Here is a 16,528-nt window from a genome sequence, read left to right on the forward strand (position 1 = left end):
AGCCATCCTTTAAAAGCCTCTCCACTATAGCCCTTCCTATGCCCCTGCTTCCACCTGTCACTATCGCCCTTTTCCTCTCCATGCTTATATTTTAAGGATATAATAAAGACCTTAAGGAGGTAAAGCATGCTCTTGAACCTTGAAGTGAGAACTCAGCTCAGAGACATATTCTCCAAGGAACTGAAAGAGCCGGTAAATCTCAAGCTCTTTTCTCAGGCAATAGGATGTGAAACCTGTCAGATTGCAGAGGACCTTCTGAAAGAACTTGCTGATGTGGAGCCTGAAAAGATAAAGCTGGAGATTTACTCCCCACTGGTGGACAGAGAAATCAGCCAGCAGTATGGCGTTGAGAGAGTGCCCACCATAGTGATAGAGGGCGACAGAGACTACGGGATAAGATACATAGGGCTTCCCGCAGGGCTTGAGTTTACCACTCTTGTTCAGGGTGTGGTTCAGGTCTCAAAGAGAGAGCCAAAGCTCTCAGAAAGAACTGTGGAGATGCTAAAAAGCATAGACCTTCCCATGGAAATAATGGTCTTTGTCACCACATCCTGCGGATACTGCCCCTCTGCAGCCATAACCGCCATGAACTTTGCCATGGCAAGCGAAAACATAAAGGCACTCATAGTGGACGCCAGCGAAAACATGGACCTGGCTGAGAGGTTTCAGGTGGTAGGAGTGCCAAAGATAGTTATAAACAGGGGGCTTGCTGAGTTTGTGGGTGCACAGCCGGAGAACAACTTTCTTGGTTATGTGATATCCGCCTACGAGAAGCTGAGGAGAGAAAATGGACAGGCTTGAATACTTCAGAGGCCTTCTTGAAAAACAGCCAGAAAATCCTATGATTCACTACTCCCTTGCCCTTGAATACTACAGGCTCAGGGATTACGAGAGGACCATTGAGCACATGGAGAGATATCTTAGCCTGAAAGAGGATGAAGGTGCAGGCTACCGCATTCTGGCAAAGTGCTACGAAGAGCTTGGAGATTACAGTAAAGCTATACAGGTGCTCCAGGAAGGCATACAGAAAGCCCTTAAATACAAACATCCCAGTATGGCGGAGGAGTTCAGGTCTTGGGTAGAGCAGTTAAAGTCCTTGCAGTCCTTTTAGGACTTGCCGGTTTATCCATATCTCAGGAGCTTAAAGCCTGCTACAGGGCTTACCTTCTGTTTCTTCCCGTGGCTGAGACCTGCATAACATACAGGCAGGAAAACAACAACCTGAAGATAAACAGCAATGTAAGGACGATAAACGTTGGAAAGGTGGTAAAGAGGGTTTACAACAGGGGAGGTGCAGTTATAGAGCTGCCAGAACTTAAACCAAAACACTTTGTTTACTATCAGGAGGAGGGTGAGTTCAAGAGGTATCAGGAATACAGGTTCGGCAATGGCAGGATTAAGGTCACAGAGATAAAGTATGTAAAGTTAAGCGATGAGGTGGAAAAGAAAGAAGAGAAGGAATACGAATACAGGGGTTTTGTAGACCCATACACTGCAAGCCTTATTCTCTACAGAGATAGCTCTGTCAACCCTGCCGGCACTATAAAAATGTTCTACGATGATAAAGAATACTGGCTACCTTACAGTGTGGTTGGCAGAGAAAGATTAGAAACCCCCATTGGCTCCTTCAATACAAGGAAGCTGGAGGTCCATCCAAACATAGAAACAAAAGGGCTTTTAAAACCAAAGGGCGTATGGTATCTCTGGATAGATGAAGAGACGGAGGTGCCCGTAAGGATGGAGCTTAAATTCCTTATAGGTTCTGCCACTGCAAGGCTTGAAAGGCTAGAAGGGAATAAAGACCTTTTGAAAAATCTTCTGACTGCAAAAAGGTAGGGGGCTTGCGCCCCCAGATAAGATTACTTCTTCTGTTCTGCAGGAGCAGCTCCTTCCTTCTTCTCTTCCTTCTTGTGCTCTTGCTTGTGAGCCTTCTTTTTCTTTTTGTGCTCTGCCTTTTGCTCCTGCTTCTGCTCCTGCTTCTGCTCTTGCTTTTGCTCCTGCTTTTGCTCGGCAGGTTTTGCTGGCTGTGCCTGCTGTGCCATGGCTGCGCCTGTGAAGGCTACTGCAAGCAGTAGTGAAAGGACCTTCCTCATGGTTGAACTTCCTTTTAGATTTTTGATGATTAAAAGAATACACGGAAGAAGATGAAAATTTCATGAAAACTCTACAGCTTCTGCTTGAGGAGTAAAAGGGATATCTGATAGAGTATGGAGGTCAAACCCACAAAATAGTAGAAACTGTGATGGTGTTCCAGAAACCACACGAGCCTGTAAGCTATACCCATAAGAAAGAGGGGAGACAGTGCGTTCAGGATTCCGGCTATGTAGTCTCTTGAAGAAGTTTTTTTGCTTTCATTAACTATTGTATTGAGGCTCAGCCTGTAAGTCTTAAAGTCTGTGGCGAAGGTTTTCCCCTCCCTCTGCGTCAGAAGCGACCCCCCCTCAAAGGTTATTTCTCCACCCCCCACCTTTGCCTTTTTTGCTATGACCACGCCTTCATTAAATTTGAAAAATATTCCTTCAAGATGGTTTCCATCTCTTTTCTCTGCATACAGTGTGAACTGTCCAAAGCTCTGAAAGCTCTTTGGGGGTATGGAGGTTATTATCAGGGCATAGTATTTCAGCATCAGCTGTCTCCTCACAAAGCCTATATCCTCCTCTCTAAGCATGTAAAACACAAAAGAGAGGGCAAGCAGTAGGGGGGAGAGCATTAAAAGGCTATTTTTATAGATGCTGGCGGGGCTGAGTCCAAAAGACTGTATTATGTGCAACTTTTTGCTCTCTTTGAGTTCAAAAAGACTGAAGGCAAAGGATATGAAAATTGCAGTCGGTAGCATGTAGGAAAAGTAAAATAAAAACCAAAGGAAAAAAAAGGGAAGGGAATCTCTTAAGGGCAACTGGAACACTATCTGGTCAAGTCTGATTATCTGGAATATTAGGAACAGAAAGGTAAGCAAAAAGCTGATAAGTATCCCAAGCCTCAAAAACCTCCAGAAAAACCAGCGGAATATCATCTAAGCTTGAGTTTTCCCTTTAGCCTTTCCTTCTGGTTTGGCTCCCCCTTCTTACCCCCCATAAGAAGCTCATAAGCTTTTTTGTAGTATTCCTGAGCCTCCTTTTCCCTTCCAAGTTTAACCAGGACATCTCCCATGTGTTCGTAAAGCACAGGGTCTTCCTTTTCCTTTTCAAGAGCTTTGAGAAGTAGTTCCTCTGCCTTGAGGTAATCTCCGCGGTAATAGAGCACCCATGCCATGCTATCTATGTATGCTGGGTTTTCAGGCTCCTTTTCCAGAGCTCTTCTTATGAGCTTTTCCGCCTCATCAACCCTTGCACCCTCATACCACAGAAGGAGTGAATATCCAAGATGGTTCAACAGCTCCGGGTCGTCAGGGTTGAGCTCAAGAGCTTTTCTGAGGTCTTCCTCTGCGGAGATAATCCTGCCAGCCTTGTCCTGAACTATGGCTCTGAGAAAATAGCCCCTGTAATCCTGAGGATTTATCTGCAGAGCTTTGTTTATGTATCTGAGGGCTTCCTGGAACTCTTCCCTCTCGTTGTATAGGCTAGCCATGAGAAGATTGAGCTGATAGCTATTTGGCTCTACTGCGAGCCCAGTCTTGAGCAGTTCTTCCGCCTTAGAGTATTCCTTTTTATCTATGTATATGCCTGCCAGTCTCTCTATGATTTTGGGGTTGTTTCCAACCTTCCTCTGAAGGTCAAGGTATATGCTCAGGGCTTTATCTGTCTCCCTGTCATACTCAAGAAGAAGTGCGTATGTGTAAGCAATGTCCGGATTGTCCGGGTTCTCCCTGTATAGCTTCTCCAGAAGCTCCTTTGCCCTTTTTGCTTCTCCGGACCTTATGAGAAGGAGGCTATACTGATACAGGTAGCCCCCATCTGGATAAAGCTCAGCCAGCTTCTGGTAGACCTCCTTCGCTTCCTGAAACCTCCCTGTTATTGTATATATGTTTGCAAGCCTCTCCAGGGCACTCCGGTTGTTGGGGTCCTGCCTGAGTATATCTTTATAAAGGTCCTCAGCCCTTGAGTATTCACCCCTCTGCTCGTATATGCTACCGAGGGTTATAAAGCCAGCCTCAAAGGTGCCCTTTACCTTGAGGGATTTTTCAAGGTAGTCTATGGCTTCTTGCTGTTTACCTTCAGAGAGGGCAATGCGCGCAAGCATAAAGTAAGGCAGCGGGTTGTCAGGGCTAATACTAGCCAGCTTAAGAAGCACACTGCGAGCCTTCACAAGCTCACCTCTTCTCAGGTATTCCTCCGCCAGAAAAACCATTATCTCCCTTGATTCAGGATTCTTTGAATATCCCTCCTCAAGCACCCTTAGAGCTTTATCCCCTTCTCTTCTCAAACTGTATACGTTGTGAAGGAGAAGGTATGGGTCTGGTATGTTGGGATACTTTGACTTGAACTCGCTGGCAATCCTGAGGGCCATGTTGCTCTTTCTCAGCTGAAGCTGTAATCTTACTGTATCTACATACAGGGAAGGTGTGGGTGCTCTTTCAAGAGCTCTCAGGCAGTAAGCCTCTGCCTTTGAAGGCTCTCTCTCCTGATACAGCCTGCAGAAAACATAATCGGTGTAGGGATTGTAAGCCAGCGATATGCTGGCAAATATCAAAAAAAAGAACAATCTCATTCCATACTCCTGTGTATAAGAAGTGGTATGTCAAGAGACCTCAAAAGCTCTGAGGATGTGCTTCCAAGAAGCACTCTCTTTAGACCGGACAGGCCCCTGCTTCCAAGAACCACCATGTCAATATGGGGATTTTCCTTCAAAAAGTTCTTTATGCCGTCCGCAGGCGACCTTTCTTCAAGCACATAGGAAGAAACCTCAAACCCAGAATCTCTCAACCAGCCCTCAATTTCCCCCATATGTTTTATCTTTTCTTCCCTGTATCTTTCACTCAGAACATCCCTTATACCCTCAACTACGGGAAGCTCTATGGTTTCTTCCACGTGCAGGAGGACTATGTGTGGAGAAAGAGGCTTTAAAAGCCTTACTGCAAATTCAAGGGCTTTTCTGGCATACTCTGAAAAGTCGTATCCTACCAGAACCCTTTTTATGCTCTCAGGCTCTTTCCCTTTCAGCACGAACACAGGCCTTCTGGAATACTTTACCACCTTTTCTGTGGTTGAGCCTACAATTATCCTCTCCACAAGACCCTTTTTATGGCTACCCATAAAAACAAGGTCAAAATCCTTCTCCTTTTCAAGCACCGCCTCCGCCGGATCTCCTACTTCAACAGAGACTTCCACCTTCAGAGGCTTCAGGAACTCTGCAAGAGCCTTTAACCTTTCTTTTGATTCCTCCTTTTTCCTCTCCTGAAGTTCTGCAAGCAGCTGAAGGTCCACTGTGCTCATCCCAAAGCTCTCCGGATATGGAAGGTAAAGGACTGGAGAGACCACATTGAGAAGATGGACCTCTGCAGAGTGGGCCTGACCGAACAGTTTAACAGTTCTGAGCAGCGGATTAGTTATCTCCGTAAAGTCAACGGGCACAAGAAACTTCATATCTATTCCCTCCAGCTTAATAACTTACCGGATACTTCTCAGCCAGACCCACCGAAGACCTCCTTAAAATTTATCTCAACTTCACACCTGCCAAGGCTAAATCTCTTGTCCATCTTTTCTCTGTATTTACCCACAGAAAGCTCAAAAACTTTAACCTCCTTCTCATCGGGATAAACCAAAACAAAATACTTCACACCTTCCCTTTCGCAGAGCTCAAACTTTAACCCTTCATCCATTTGCCTGCTGGAGGGTGAAACTATCTCCACAACCATTTCTGGAGGTCTTTCTACCCTTTCAGGAATCTCTCCGCACAGCACCATGAGGTCAGGCCTTATAACCGTATCGAAGGAGATAAACCAGTCAAGTTCAGCATAAACCTTGCATTCAGGACATTCTCTCAATGATAGGCGAAGAATTTCCACAAGAATTCCCAGAAGGTATTGATTAATTGGCCTTGGCGAGGCCATGGCGTAGGGCATACCTTCAACCAGCTCCCAGTCTCCCTGCCATTTTTCGTAATCCTCCACCGTGTAGTGGGGTCTGTGCTTATAGACTAAGCTCATGAAACTCCTCAAGGTTTAATTTAAGGACTTTTTCTATAAAGGTAAAGCACATTTCATTGCCCGCATACACATCAGTTCCCATGGAAAAGCCCTTTGTTAGAGCTACTCTTGCGCCCGCTTCCTTTGCTATAAGAGAGCCCGCAACCACATCCCACGGGTTAAGTTCAAATTCCAGAAGACCATCAAAAACACCCTCCGCAAGAAGGCACAGATCTACCGCCGCAGCTCCCGGTCTTCTCATGGCACCCACTTTATCAAAGACTTCCCTGAATATGTTCCAGTAGGAGTTAAGGTCCCTCTTTGCCCTTGAAGGATAGCCGTAGGCAACATAACACTGCTTTAGCTGGCCTTTCTGCTTTACGCCTATGGGTTTCCCGTTTTTGAATGCTCCACCACTGTCCACCGCCCAGTAAAGGCTATCAAAAACAGGCAGGTAGACAGCCCCCACCAGAGGTCTTCCTCTGTATAAAAGCCCCACTGATGTTCCAAAGATGGGAAAGCCCGCCACGAAGTTCTTGGTTCCGTCCAGTGGGTCTATATACCATACATAGTCACCATCTGCAGAGCCACCGTCCTCTTCTCCTACTACCAGATGGTCCGGCAGATACCTGCCTATGTGTTCCCTTATCCTTTCTTCAGAAAGTTTGTCCGCAAGGCTGTATATGTCCTTTTCCCCCTTCTCCATTACCGGGTTATCCTCCCTTCTGTAAAACTCTTTGAGCACCTGTCCGCCCAGAAGGCTTGCCTCCTTTGCCACTTTCAGAAATAGCTCAAGTTCATGCATCGTCCAGCACTTCTATGCAGGGTAGGCTGTTGCCCTCAAGAAGCTCAAGGAAGGCACCGCCCCCAGTAGAGACAAAGTCTATGGCGTTGTAAACCCCTGCCCTATGAATGGCGTGGTCCGTATCACCACCACCTGCTATGGTAAGTGCGGGCGACTGGGCAAGGAGTTTGGCGGTTTCGTAAGTTCCATCCTTGAACCTGTCAAGCTCAAACACACCCATGGGACCGTTCCATATTATGGTCTGGGCGTCCGCCACTATTTCCTTCAGAAGCCCCACAGAAACGGGTCCTATATCAAGACCCATCCATCCATCGGGTATCTCCTGCCAAGGGACAACCCTTGTGGGCGTGTTGTCTGAGATTTCCTTTCCTGTGACAAAGTCCACAGGAAGATATAAGCTCACATCAAGCTTTCTTGCTACCTCCATTATGTCCCTTGCAGTGGGAATTAGCTCCTCCTCCACAAGAGAGCCACCCACCCTGTAGCCCATAGCCTTTATGAAGGTAAAAGCCATAGCACCGCCTATGAAAAGCTTGTCAACCCTCTTTAAAAGGTTCTTTATTATGCCAAGCTTGGAGGAGACCTTGGCACCTCCTATTATGGCAACCACAGGCCTCTGGGGGTTCACCATAGCCTTTTCAAAGTAGCCTATCTCTTTCTCAAGGAGAAAGCCCATAACTGCAGGCTTTAAAAGCTGTGGAACGAGATACACAGAGGCGTGCTTTCTATGACATGTGCCAAAAGCGTCGCTCACGTAGACTTCTCCTAGCCTTGCAAGATTTTTGGCAAACTCCTCACTCCCCTTGCTTTCCCCTTCATGAAACCTCAGGTTTTCCAGAAGCACCACCTCTCCTTCTTTCATGCTGAACACTTCCCTCTCCACTTCTTCACCCACACAATCAGGAAGAACCTTTACCTCTCTGTTGAGATATCTTGAGAGTCTCTTTGCAACTGGTGCAAGACTGAGCTTTTCATCCCTCCCCTTTGGTCTTCCAAGGTGAGACATGAGAATTATCTTTGCCCTGGCATCCAGCAGATAGTCTATGGTGGGAAGGCTTGCTCTAATTCTGGTGTCGTCCTCAATGTTTCCCAGCTCATCCATGGGCACATTAAAGTCCACTCTCACAAGCACCCTTTTGCCCCTGAGGTCTACATCTCTGAGGGTCTTTTTCCTGAAAGGCATACCAGACCTCCTTAAAGGTCAAAGTCTATATCCTCGTCATCAAATTCTGGACTTTCGCTGACCTCAAGCACGCCCCTGAGGTTAAGGGCAAGCCTTTTCAGATTCTCAAGGTAAAAGACCACATCTTCGTAAACCTCCAGCATTGCCCTGTATCTTTTTATTTCTTCGTAGCCGAGCTTTCTTGTTTTGAGTAATTTTTTTACCGCTATCCTTGAAACAAAAGCTCTTGAATACTTTTCCTGCCATTCTTTCCAGAAGTCCTGACTGTTGACAGGGGCCTTAACTACGAAAAATTCTAAGTTTGATAACTCTTCCATGAGATTGAGGTCAAGGGTGTTTTTCACAGGTTTACCTCCTTTCAAAAATTATAACCCATAAGCTCCCTGAGCTTTTTTACAGGGTCTTTGCTTTTCATGAGGCTTGTTCCCACAAGGAAGGCGTCTACGCCAAGGTTTTCGAGCCTCAGCACCTGCTCTCTGTTTTCTATGCCACTTTCCGCTATTACAAACCTTGCACCCATCTCCTTTATCCTTGGAGCAAGTTTTTCTGAAAGACTTATGTCTACTCTGAGCGTGTCAAGGTCTCTGTTGTTTATGCCTATTATATCAGCACCTGCTGTGAGAGCCCTCTCTGACTCCTGGAGGCTGAAGACCTCCACCAGGTGAGAGAGTCCTAGCTCCTTAGAGTAATCAAGAAGGTCCTTCAGGAGCTTCTCCTCCAGAACCCTGACTATGAACAGCACAATGTCTGCGCCATAGGCTTTGGCTTCAAGAACCTGCACCGGGTCAAGGATAAAATCCTTCCTGAGAAGGGGGAGATTAACGCTTTTTCTGACCTCAAGGAGGTCTTCAAGAGAGCCACTGAAAAACCTTCTGTCTGTAAGCACAGATATGGCAACAGCACCAGCCTCCCCATACAACTTTGCCTGTTCCTTTGCGGGTATATCCTTTATTTTCCCCTCGGAGGGTGAAGATTTCTTGACTTCCGCTATTATCCTTGTCCTGCAGGAGGTAAGAGCTTTTTCAAAGGAATAGATTTCTTCCCTCAACCCAGCTAGGTCTTCCAGCCTCCTGACATAATCTGGGTCTTTTCTTATCTCACTCTTCTTATGCTGAATTATCTCTTCCAGCACCCCTATGGATAAACCCTCCTGTATTCCTTGCCCTCTTTCTTATAAATAGCCTCCACACCAAAGCCTTCTTTCATAAGCTCTTCGTATATGTCCCTTGCCTTCTGGTAGCCATGAACTGCAAGCACCACGCCGCATCTGGGGTCTATCTCGTCAGGTATGGGTATAAGCTTGGCCCTGCCCCTGAGGTATTTCTCCGCCCTTGTGCCCTCCGATATGGCGCTGAAGGTTATAAAGTGGTCCGGCTTTTCAGTAAAGGGGTTGAGCTCCATGAGTATGTGCCTTATGTGCAGTTTTACACCAAGTGCATGAAACTTAATCCAGTAGAGGATGGAAGGCTCTATAGCTTCAGACCTCTTTCTCAGAACCGCAACCACTTTACCCTCTTCCCTTTTCAGGCTGAGAAGCTCGTTGCCCGTCTGGCTACACCAGCTCATTATGTCTCTTTCAAAACCCGGGTCAGTAGATATAACTGTAAGCTTCTGCCCTTCGGCCAGCCTCTTCATTTTCTCAGAGGTCATAACAACGGGCAGTGGACACATAAGCCCCGTAAGGTCAAGAAGTTCTTCCTTCTCTTCTACCGCTCTCATTTCATCACCTCACACTGCTATAACCTTTGTCTGGGGTCTTTCTTCAAGACCCTCAATGTATAAATTTATAAGCTTTCCTGCCCTTTCAAGGGTCTTGAGCAACTCCTTATCGTAGAGATGTAAGGGGTTGCTGAAGTAGAAAGAAACATTGACCTCCCCCTTTTCAAGTTTTACAGGCACATGCAGACAGCAGTTTGTCCTGTCAATAAGAGGTTCTCTGAAAAGGTTTGCCTGTAGAGGTGTTATGCTTATGGTTTTGAGCTCAAACTTCTCCTTGATATTGGTGAGATATTCATGGAGGTTGTTGCTGTTCATAAGCTGGTCAAGAAGTATTCCAGCTCCGCCTGCACTCTGTGAAGAGGCCTCAAGCCTTGCATACTCCCTTGTAAGTCTAGAGTATGACCTTCTCAGGTTCTTTATGTAAAACCTCTCTTTTTTCAGAGCCTCCACAAGGTCTGGATGCATGGATGCTATGAAAAGGGCAAATAAGGCAGGCAGAAGGGCAAAGCCCCATGCACCGTAATAGTAAAAGCCAAAGCCTACAAGGAGCCAGAGGAACAGAATTCCCTCAAAGACCCTCCTGCTGGTGTAAAGAGCTACTGGTGCAAAAAGGGCGAGTATGGCTTCCTTCTGACCCAAGAGAAGAACAAGCAAAGGAAGGAAAGCCAGGTCTCCGTAATTTTTGAAAAGTTTCAGCCTGCCAGGATAGAGAAATACATACATGGCAAGGATAAGGTAGAGGACAGAGGGAATTACCACAAGAGCCTGATGCGAAGCTGGCTTACCCACGGAAAGGGCAAGGAAGAAAGCAAACAGAAGAACCCTTAATCCAAGAAATATAAGACCGACGTCCCTCAGCACATAAATATTTTACTCCACCTCTATCTTCTTTACCTTTTCCCTTTTTTCCTTTCCTTCTATTCTGTTTTCAAGCTTTCCAACTTCGTAGTCCACAAGAGTTTTGATTATCTTCCAGAAGGAAAGCTCCATAGTGTAGAGATTTTTCATAACCTCCCTCCTGACCTCTTTTGGAGGGAGTAAGAGCTCAAAAAACCTGAACATATCCCTTCTGAGCTCCTCCACCTGTTCCTCAAGGCTCTCCTGCCTGACTTCTTCCTTGTCTTTCATGCTTTTAAATATATCTCAGAGCCTCATGAGCTTCAAGAACTCTTCAACTGCCCTCTCCATACCCCAGAGAAGGGCATTGGAAACTATAGAATGCCCCACATTCAGCTCTTCCACAACGCCTGATAGCTCCCTTACGAGAAGAGGAGTATTCTTGTAAGTGAGCCCGTGACCTGCATAAACCCTCAGCCCAAGAGATTTAGCCATGAGGCCTGCGTCCTTGAGCCTTTTGAGCTCATCAAGAGCCTCCTGCAGACGGTGGGCGTTAAAGAGATTTGCATACTTTCCAGTATGGAGCTCCACGGCATCAGCGCCCACGTTCTTGCTTGCGTAAAGCTGAGCCTCCTCAGGCTCTATGAAGAGAGATACCTCTATACATGCAACTTTAAAATCCTTCAGGTATTCCTTCAGGTATTCTTCCATGCTCACCACGTTCAGCCCACCTTCTGTGGTTATCTCTTCCCTTCTTTCTGGCACAAGGGTTATCCTGTTTGGCTTTACCTTCATGGCTATGTTTTTCATCTCCTCTGTGGGAGCCATTTCAAGGTTTACGGGAATATGCACCGCTCTCTTTATGAGCTGTAGGTCCTCTTCCTGTATATGTCTTCTGTCTTCTCTCAGGTGAAGGGTTATCTGGTCTGCCCCCGCCTGCTGGGCTATCAGCGCTGCAAAAAGAGGACTTGGCTCAAAGGTTTTCCTTGCCTGTCTGAGAGTTGCCACATGGTCTATGTTTACACCAAGCCTCATGAAGGTCCTTATAAGAAAATTATATCCTCATCTTCAACGTATTCACCCATACTAATCTGCAGTAGCTCCGCCACTATAAAACCAGTATTCTCTATACTGTAAGGAGTAGTTCTGTATGCGTGAAAGGATTCACCAGAAGTGTAATAGGACTTCTCACTTCCTATGCTTATCTGCAGGGTGCCTCTGAGCACCGTCCAGCTCCTGCTGTGATGCATGTGCATACGAAGACCTGTGCCCCTGCCGGGAAGTATGCTCACCTTATGTATGCGGTAACCATCACCGGACTCTAAGAGGAGTTCGGTTCCCCACTCGTAGCTTTTCTCAAGATGATAGTATGCCTCCCTGAGCCCCTTTTCTTTGAGAAGCCTGACGACATCTCTCACCTTAGCGGCACTTCCCCGCCTCATCACCAACACTGCATCTCTGTCCTCTACCACTACGGTGTCCTGAATATCTACAAGGCATACAAGTTTCCCGTTGCTGTATACCAGATTACCTTCACTGTCAAGGCAAATACCCCTTCCCACGCAGGCGTTGTCCCTTTCATCCTTCTCCATTATGGAATAAAGACCGTCAAAAGAGCCCACGTCACTCCAGAAAATATCCATAGGAACTACAGCGCCCCTTTTTGTTTTCTCCATTTCTATGTAGTCAAAGGATATATCTGGAAGCCTTGAGTAGTTTTCCAGAAAGCCGTGATAACCCTCCAGCATGAAGCCGTATATTTCTGGAGCATTCAGCCTGTATTCGTCAAAGACAACCCCCAGCTTGAAAACAAAATTCCCCGAGTTCCAGAAATAAAAGCCCTCCTTCAGCATTTTCTCCGCCCTTTCCCTCTCTGGCTTTTCGATAAACTCATCTATTGTGTAAGCCTTAAGCCTCCCGTACTCCTCTATAGTTCCTCCCGCCCTTATGTATCCAAAGTTGACCTCTGGCCTCGTGGGCTTTACACCAAAGGTAACCAGATAGCCCTCCTTGGCTATATCCTCTGCAAACTTCATATATTCCACGAAGGACTCCTCGGGCTTTATGAGATGGTCAGAAGCAAGTACTGCAACAACCTCTTCATCGTCAACCATCAAAAATTCCTTGATGTATAGCAGTCCAAGAGCAACCGCCGGACCCGTATTTCTTCTGTAAGTCTCTACAATAACGCTGTATCCCTCGTAAGGATACAGGTCGTTTACAACCTTGTGCTGGTATTCCTCGTTAGTTACGATAACTATGTCCTTGTGGTCTACGAGCCTTAGAGCCCGCTCATAAGTTAGTTTGAGAAAAGACTTACCTTCAAAGAGTTTCAAAAACTGTTTGGGGTGCTTTTCTCTAGAGAGGGGCCACAATCTTGTTCCACTACCCCCTGCAAGTATAAGCACCTTCATAGTCCTACCTCCTTCAGGCTATTTCTGAAAATAAAAAGCCTTTCTAGACTGCCACATTTGTTTCCTTTCACAACATCGTAGTTCATAAGAAAAAAACTCCTCAGACCATAACCATATAAGTTTTTTATGTATTCTAGTCTATTTATGGAATCCATATTATCTACAATTACATCTGCACGCTCGTTGTTTGGCATGTAGTGAGCAGAATGAATAGGTTTGCCGTATTTGCTGAAAAACTGGCAGTTTTTGAGTATTCTCTGAGGGTTGCTGTATCCGCTGTTTTCAGACATCTTTAAGTCAAACTTTCTCTGGAAGGACACTGCATTGCCGACATTTATGACTGGCTCAAAGAACCTGATAAAGTTCATACCCTCCTTAAATTCCACTAGTCATCCTCCAAAACAAACTCCGTAATCTGCGTCAAGCTTACTATTCCTTATGAGCTCTACAGCCATAAGGAGATCTTCTTGTAGTCTTGAATAATAAGCTTCATTGAGCTGATTGATGCTATCGGTGTAGGATGGTTTGTGCTCGCAGTTAGAGCTAAGCCTACAGGCGGTATAAGTGGACTGCTCTGTAGTCAGGGCTATGTATCCCTTTGTCCTTACCTGAGACTTCAGGATAGATAGCGCTTCCTGAAGGTTTTGAAGAAAAGTTTCAGATATGTAGTATTCTCCAAGAATGGCTGGTCCAAGCTCTGGATTCTGTCCATCGTAGTTTTCCCATATTTCGAGCATGAGACTGTAGCCTCTCTGAAGTGCCTGCAGGATTTTTTCGCTAATATAAAGGGCATTGCCCTCAAGTCTAGTCTTTGTGAGGGATAGAACAATCACCTTTTCACAGTTCTCCTTCAACCTCCATTCAAACACTGGTGGTATAATCCTTATCTTGGAGAGGTAATAAACAAGGGGTAGCAGACGTTTATCCTGCATGCGGAAATTCCTTCCATAGTCCATCAGAAAAGTATTTATGTCCTCCTCCGGTCTGCGTATAAACCTCAGGGTGCTACCTGCACCTATAACAATATATGGTCTATCGTAAAATGTATCCTCACATACATTATTGGAAAGCCTAAGACTTCCCCTTATGGACACTTTTGCAAAGTTCCTTCCACTTTGTCATCACTGAGAAAGTTTATATCCCTGAAGCTGTATTCCGCCACTCTGTAGCCAGCTGAAATTTCCCTGTCCTCCTCACTAATTTCCCTTTTCCGCTGATTCTTACCCTGCCACCTATTTATATAGGGAACTCCTGCTTTGGCTTTTTGCCTTGCAGGATTTACCAAATCAACGTTGATATTCACCAATCCTTCAGATGCGGAAGGAGCCTGATTACTTGTATTATTACCGAAAACATGTTCTTTGCCTAGCGGTCTTTGAAGCAAGCCAAGTGCAAGGACAAACCATACACCTGCAAGTATAAAGCTGAGAATACGGAGCATTATGTGATTATAGCACGGACTTAAAGTGAGCCAAACTTTGCTCCAAGCCAGTCTGACTATAATCTTTCATTCTCAGTCTGCTTAGATTATATTATACCTATGCTGGAAATAAAGGAAAGAGACCCTCTGAGCAATCTTTTTCTTGAGGTGCTGGACGACCCCTCAAAAAAGGAAATGGTCTTTTACATCATGTGCTATTCACAAATCGTAAGGAGGGAGGGAAATCCATATGTGGAGCTTGAGAAGTTCCTCTCCTGTGCCTACAGAAACTTCCGGAGCGCAAGGAATTACTGGAAGGATGTGCTTGTGGAGATGAACCTCTTTGTCATATCTGACCTGTATGGAAATCTTTACATGGGCAAGGACATATACAGGGTAGAAGAAGGTGGCATATACCTTATAACTATAAGAAGCGAATACCTCAACCTCTTTGATAACATAAGCCAGAAGGCTCTCAGGCTCTGGAACATACTCAGCAGAACAGTGCTTTATAGAAAGCATGTGACCGCTCAGGATGCTGTAATCATCTCAACCTTGATGTTCAACGAGGGTCTTTACGATGAGTTAAAGAATTACTGTGAAGTCTGTATTGAAAGATATCCAAGCGAGAAGAAATATTTTAGAATGCTTGACAGGCTTGCAAGTGTGTATTCAGGTGAGAGAAAGGATTTGATAAGGGAAATAAGAGAGGTCCTTCAGGAGGCTCAAGCCCTGGGAGATGTTTACTATGGGCTTAACCTTTTCAAGCTGAGAAAAGACCTGGAGGCCCTGCTCAGAAGGGTGGAGGCAGGGAAGAGTATAAGCCTACTGAAGATAGAGTTTATAAACCAGAAAAGGAAAGGGGGAAGCTGGCTAAGAAGATTCCTTAAGAGGTTTAAGGATGTGATAGATAAAATATTTAGAAGGGACAATAACCTCCACCTATTTGAGGGGGCTTTATGTTCAAAGAATTTTCAGACCCCATACATCAACTCATAAAGGCCTACGACTGTGAACTGAAGGTTATAGACAGTTTTCCCCTTCAGAGACTCAGGTTCATAAATCAGCTTGGCATAGCTTACCTGGTCTTTCCCTCTGCCCAGCACAGTCGGTTTGAACACTCCCTCGGAACTATGGAGCTCGCAGGGCGCATATTTGAAAGTCTGGGGCTCAGGGACAAAAGGCTATATCAGCTTGTCAGGCTTGCCGGTCTCCTGCATGACGTGGGGCACACGCCCTTTTCCCATACAACAGAGGTCCTTCTTGGAGACAAAAGCCATGAGTCCATAGGGGAAAGGGTGGTCTATGAGGAGGGAATACTGGATACACTCAGAAATTGTGGATATTCTTATGAAGATATAGAGCTTATTGTAGAGCTTGCCTTTAAGAAAGGAGGAAATCTGCCAAAGATAATCACCGGAGAGTTTGGGGCAGACAGAATGGATTATCTCAGAAGAGATGCCTACTTCTGCGGGACTTCATACGGCTTTTTTGACTACAGCAGGCTTTTAGAAAATATGGTGCTGGTGGATGGCAGAAAATGTGTTCACATAAGCGCCCTAAGGTCTCTGGAGAGTTTTATACTTGGAAGGTATTTTATGTATTCCCAGGTCTACTTTCACAAGGTGGTGCGTATACTCAACATACACTTAGAGGAGGTGGTGCAGGACTTTCTGGAAAGGGGGCTTTTGAGCCGGGAGGATTTTTACAGGAAAACTGACCAGCACATTCTCCATTTGATGATAGACAGACAGGGAGAGGAAAAGGTGAGGAGGGTGCTGGGAAGGGAGCATTTCAGGCAGGTCTTTTCCACTTCATCAAAGGGTATGTTTGAATTTGTCAGAGATAGAATTCTTGAGAAGTATGAGGAAAGCCTTTTCAGGTTTGACCGCGTGAGCAAAAGGGTGCTGGATGAGGACATACCTATATGGGACGGGCATGACATGCTCAGCCTGAAGGAGGAGTCTTATCTTGTGGCCTCCCTCAGGGATATAGAGGTTTACAGGATATACGCACATCCCGAGCACAGGGACGAGGTAAGGGAATATGTTCGCAAGGTATCTAAGTAATTCACGCCTGACCACCA

General features: G+C 45.7%; 22 protein-coding genes. 5 read left to right on the forward strand and 17 right to left on the reverse strand.

Annotated elements, in window-relative coordinates:
• Positions 1 to 126 precede the first annotated feature (126 nt).
• The 3 genes from WHS43_03820 to WHS43_03830 are packed head-to-tail and all read left to right on the forward strand — an operon-like array spanning position 127 to position 1,836.
• The gene (locus WHS43_03820) at positions 127 to 801 is read left to right on the forward strand and encodes a thioredoxin family protein (GenBank protein MEJ5338762.1); all 675 of its coding nucleotides are present in this window, start codon (positions 127 to 129) and stop codon (positions 799 to 801) included.
• Complete coding sequence (locus tag WHS43_03825; protein ID MEJ5338763.1) at positions 788 to 1,111, forward strand: tetratricopeptide repeat protein; 324 nt, start codon at positions 788 to 790, stop codon at positions 1,109 to 1,111. Before WHS43_03820 ends, WHS43_03825 begins: the two co-directional genes overlap by 14 nt.
• Positions 1,075 to 1,836: a DUF3108 domain-containing protein gene (locus tag WHS43_03830; protein MEJ5338764.1), complete on the forward strand. Its 762-nt coding sequence runs from the start codon at positions 1,075 to 1,077 to the stop codon at positions 1,834 to 1,836. Before WHS43_03825 ends, WHS43_03830 begins: the two co-directional genes overlap by 37 nt.
• Before the next feature lie 23 nt (positions 1,837 to 1,859).
• Here WHS43_03830 and WHS43_03835 read toward each other — a convergent pair whose 3' ends face one another.
• From WHS43_03835 to WHS43_03915, 17 genes are all read right to left on the reverse strand, one after another.
• On the reverse strand, positions 1,860 to 2,093 hold the full coding sequence (locus WHS43_03835) for a hypothetical protein (GenBank protein ID MEJ5338765.1): 234 nt from the start codon (positions 2,091 to 2,093) through the stop codon (positions 1,860 to 1,862).
• Positions 2,094 to 2,164: 71 nt separating this feature from the next.
• The gene (locus tag WHS43_03840) at positions 2,165 to 3,013 is read right to left on the reverse strand and encodes an LptF/LptG family permease (protein MEJ5338766.1); all 849 of its coding nucleotides are present in this window, start codon (positions 3,011 to 3,013) and stop codon (positions 2,165 to 2,167) included.
• Positions 3,010 to 4,647, reverse strand: coding sequence for a tetratricopeptide repeat protein (locus WHS43_03845; GenBank protein MEJ5338767.1), 1,638 nt, complete (start codon positions 4,645 to 4,647; stop codon positions 3,010 to 3,012). The genes WHS43_03840 and WHS43_03845 overlap by 4 nt, the downstream gene beginning before the upstream one ends.
• Complete coding sequence (locus WHS43_03850; protein ID MEJ5338768.1) at positions 4,644 to 5,522, reverse strand: universal stress protein; 879 nt, start codon at positions 5,520 to 5,522, stop codon at positions 4,644 to 4,646. Before WHS43_03850 ends, WHS43_03845 begins: the two co-directional genes overlap by 4 nt.
• A 38-nt stretch (positions 5,523 to 5,560) precedes the next feature.
• Positions 5,561 to 6,085, reverse strand: a complete 525-nt coding sequence (locus WHS43_03855) for a Uma2 family endonuclease (GenBank protein MEJ5338769.1) — start codon at positions 6,083 to 6,085, stop codon at positions 5,561 to 5,563.
• The gene (locus WHS43_03860; GenBank protein ID MEJ5338770.1) at positions 6,069 to 6,869 is read right to left on the reverse strand and encodes an inositol monophosphatase family protein; all 801 of its coding nucleotides are present in this window, start codon (positions 6,867 to 6,869) and stop codon (positions 6,069 to 6,071) included. The genes WHS43_03855 and WHS43_03860 overlap by 17 nt, the downstream gene beginning before the upstream one ends.
• Complete coding sequence (locus WHS43_03865; GenBank protein ID MEJ5338771.1) at positions 6,862 to 8,052, reverse strand: phosphoglycerate kinase; 1,191 nt, start codon at positions 8,050 to 8,052, stop codon at positions 6,862 to 6,864. Before WHS43_03865 ends, WHS43_03860 begins: the two co-directional genes overlap by 8 nt.
• 11 nt (positions 8,053 to 8,063) lie before the next feature.
• Positions 8,064 to 8,396, reverse strand: coding sequence for a hypothetical protein (locus WHS43_03870; protein ID MEJ5338772.1), 333 nt, complete (start codon positions 8,394 to 8,396; stop codon positions 8,064 to 8,066).
• Positions 8,397 to 8,410: 14 nt separating this feature from the next.
• Complete coding sequence (gene trpC, locus WHS43_03875) at positions 8,411 to 9,184, reverse strand: indole-3-glycerol phosphate synthase TrpC (protein MEJ5338773.1); 774 nt, start codon at positions 9,182 to 9,184, stop codon at positions 8,411 to 8,413.
• Positions 9,185 to 9,186: 2 nt separating this feature from the next.
• Positions 9,187 to 9,771 carry a sulfurtransferase TusA family protein gene (locus tag WHS43_03880; GenBank protein ID MEJ5338774.1) on the reverse strand — a complete coding sequence of 195 codons (585 nt, stop codon included), beginning with the start codon at positions 9,769 to 9,771 and terminating at the stop codon, positions 9,187 to 9,189.
• Positions 9,772 to 9,780: 9 nt separating this feature from the next.
• A complete protein-coding gene (locus WHS43_03885) occupies positions 9,781 to 10,632 on the reverse strand; it encodes a hypothetical protein (GenBank protein MEJ5338775.1) in 852 nt (283 codons plus the stop codon).
• 9 nt (positions 10,633 to 10,641) lie between these two features.
• Positions 10,642 to 10,899: a hypothetical protein gene (locus tag WHS43_03890; GenBank protein ID MEJ5338776.1), complete on the reverse strand. Its 258-nt coding sequence runs from the start codon at positions 10,897 to 10,899 to the stop codon at positions 10,642 to 10,644.
• 15 nt (positions 10,900 to 10,914) lie between these two features.
• Positions 10,915 to 11,643, reverse strand: a complete 729-nt coding sequence (pdxJ, locus tag WHS43_03895) for a pyridoxine 5'-phosphate synthase (GenBank protein ID MEJ5338777.1) — start codon at positions 11,641 to 11,643, stop codon at positions 10,915 to 10,917.
• An 8-nt stretch (positions 11,644 to 11,651) separates the two neighbouring features.
• Positions 11,652 to 13,022 (reverse strand): mannose-1-phosphate guanylyltransferase/mannose-6-phosphate isomerase, encoded by a 1,371-nt coding sequence (locus WHS43_03900; GenBank protein MEJ5338778.1) that lies wholly within the window; start codon positions 13,020 to 13,022, stop codon positions 11,652 to 11,654.
• Positions 13,019 to 13,408 (reverse strand): hypothetical protein, encoded by a 390-nt coding sequence (locus WHS43_03905; GenBank protein ID MEJ5338779.1) that lies wholly within the window; start codon positions 13,406 to 13,408, stop codon positions 13,019 to 13,021. The genes WHS43_03900 and WHS43_03905 overlap by 4 nt, the downstream gene beginning before the upstream one ends.
• A gap of 3 nt (positions 13,409 to 13,411) precedes the next feature.
• Positions 13,412 to 14,116, reverse strand: coding sequence for a hypothetical protein (locus WHS43_03910; protein ID MEJ5338780.1), 705 nt, complete (start codon positions 14,114 to 14,116; stop codon positions 13,412 to 13,414).
• A complete protein-coding gene (locus WHS43_03915) occupies positions 14,107 to 14,463 on the reverse strand; it encodes a hypothetical protein (GenBank protein MEJ5338781.1) in 357 nt (118 codons plus the stop codon). Before WHS43_03915 ends, WHS43_03910 begins: the two co-directional genes overlap by 10 nt.
• 99 nt (positions 14,464 to 14,562) lie before the next feature.
• On the opposite strand from WHS43_03915, the gene WHS43_03920 reads away from it, so the two are divergent.
• Together WHS43_03920 and WHS43_03925 are read left to right on the forward strand one after the other, a co-directional pair.
• Complete coding sequence (locus WHS43_03920) at positions 14,563 to 15,441, forward strand: hypothetical protein (protein ID MEJ5338782.1); 879 nt, start codon at positions 14,563 to 14,565, stop codon at positions 15,439 to 15,441.
• Positions 15,402 to 16,511: an HD domain-containing protein gene (locus WHS43_03925; GenBank protein ID MEJ5338783.1), complete on the forward strand. Its 1,110-nt coding sequence runs from the start codon at positions 15,402 to 15,404 to the stop codon at positions 16,509 to 16,511. Before WHS43_03920 ends, WHS43_03925 begins: the two co-directional genes overlap by 40 nt.
• Positions 16,512 to 16,528: the final 17 nt, after the last annotated feature.

Source organism: Aquificaceae bacterium (assembly GCA_037481935.1).
GTDB lineage: Bacteria > Aquificota > Aquificia > Aquificales > Aquificaceae > Pampinifervens.

What these genes read in the sequence shown, in the direction of transcription:
- WHS43_03880 (MEJ5338774.1), bottom strand. Translation starts at nt 9,771, where the DNA reads ATGAGAGCGGTAGAAGAGAAGGAAGAACTTCTTGACCTTACGGGGCTT.
- WHS43_03850 (MEJ5338768.1), bottom strand. Translation starts at nt 5,522, where the DNA reads ATGAAGTTTCTTGTGCCCGTTGACTTTACGGAGATAACTAATCCGCTG.
- WHS43_03920 (MEJ5338782.1), top strand. Translation starts at nt 14,563, where the DNA reads ATGCTGGAAATAAAGGAAAGAGACCCTCTGAGCAATCTTTTTCTTGAG.
- WHS43_03915 (MEJ5338781.1), bottom strand. Translation starts at nt 14,463, where the DNA reads ATGCTCCGTATTCTCAGCTTTATACTTGCAGGTGTATGGTTTGTCCTT.
- WHS43_03860 (MEJ5338770.1), bottom strand. Translation starts at nt 6,869, where the DNA reads ATGCATGAACTTGAGCTATTTCTGAAAGTGGCAAAGGAGGCAAGCCTT.
- WHS43_03820 (MEJ5338762.1), top strand. Translation starts at nt 127, where the DNA reads ATGCTCTTGAACCTTGAAGTGAGAACTCAGCTCAGAGACATATTCTCC.
- WHS43_03890 (MEJ5338776.1), bottom strand. Translation starts at nt 10,899, where the DNA reads ATGAAAGACAAGGAAGAAGTCAGGCAGGAGAGCCTTGAGGAACAGGTG.
- pdxJ (MEJ5338777.1), bottom strand. Translation starts at nt 11,643, where the DNA reads ATGAGGCTTGGTGTAAACATAGACCATGTGGCAACTCTCAGACAGGCA.
- WHS43_03840 (MEJ5338766.1), bottom strand. Translation starts at nt 3,013, where the DNA reads ATGATATTCCGCTGGTTTTTCTGGAGGTTTTTGAGGCTTGGGATACTT.
- WHS43_03900 (MEJ5338778.1), bottom strand. Translation starts at nt 13,022, where the DNA reads ATGAAGGTGCTTATACTTGCAGGGGGTAGTGGAACAAGATTGTGGCCC.
- WHS43_03825 (MEJ5338763.1), top strand. Translation starts at nt 788, where the DNA reads ATGGACAGGCTTGAATACTTCAGAGGCCTTCTTGAAAAACAGCCAGAA.
- WHS43_03865 (MEJ5338771.1), bottom strand. Translation starts at nt 8,052, where the DNA reads ATGCCTTTCAGGAAAAAGACCCTCAGAGATGTAGACCTCAGGGGCAAA.
- WHS43_03855 (MEJ5338769.1), bottom strand. Translation starts at nt 6,085, where the DNA reads ATGAGCTTAGTCTATAAGCACAGACCCCACTACACGGTGGAGGATTAC.
- WHS43_03845 (MEJ5338767.1), bottom strand. Translation starts at nt 4,647, where the DNA reads ATGAGATTGTTCTTTTTTTTGATATTTGCCAGCATATCGCTGGCTTAC.
- WHS43_03835 (MEJ5338765.1), bottom strand. Translation starts at nt 2,093, where the DNA reads ATGAGGAAGGTCCTTTCACTACTGCTTGCAGTAGCCTTCACAGGCGCA.
- WHS43_03925 (MEJ5338783.1), top strand. Translation starts at nt 15,402, where the DNA reads ATGTTCAAAGAATTTTCAGACCCCATACATCAACTCATAAAGGCCTAC.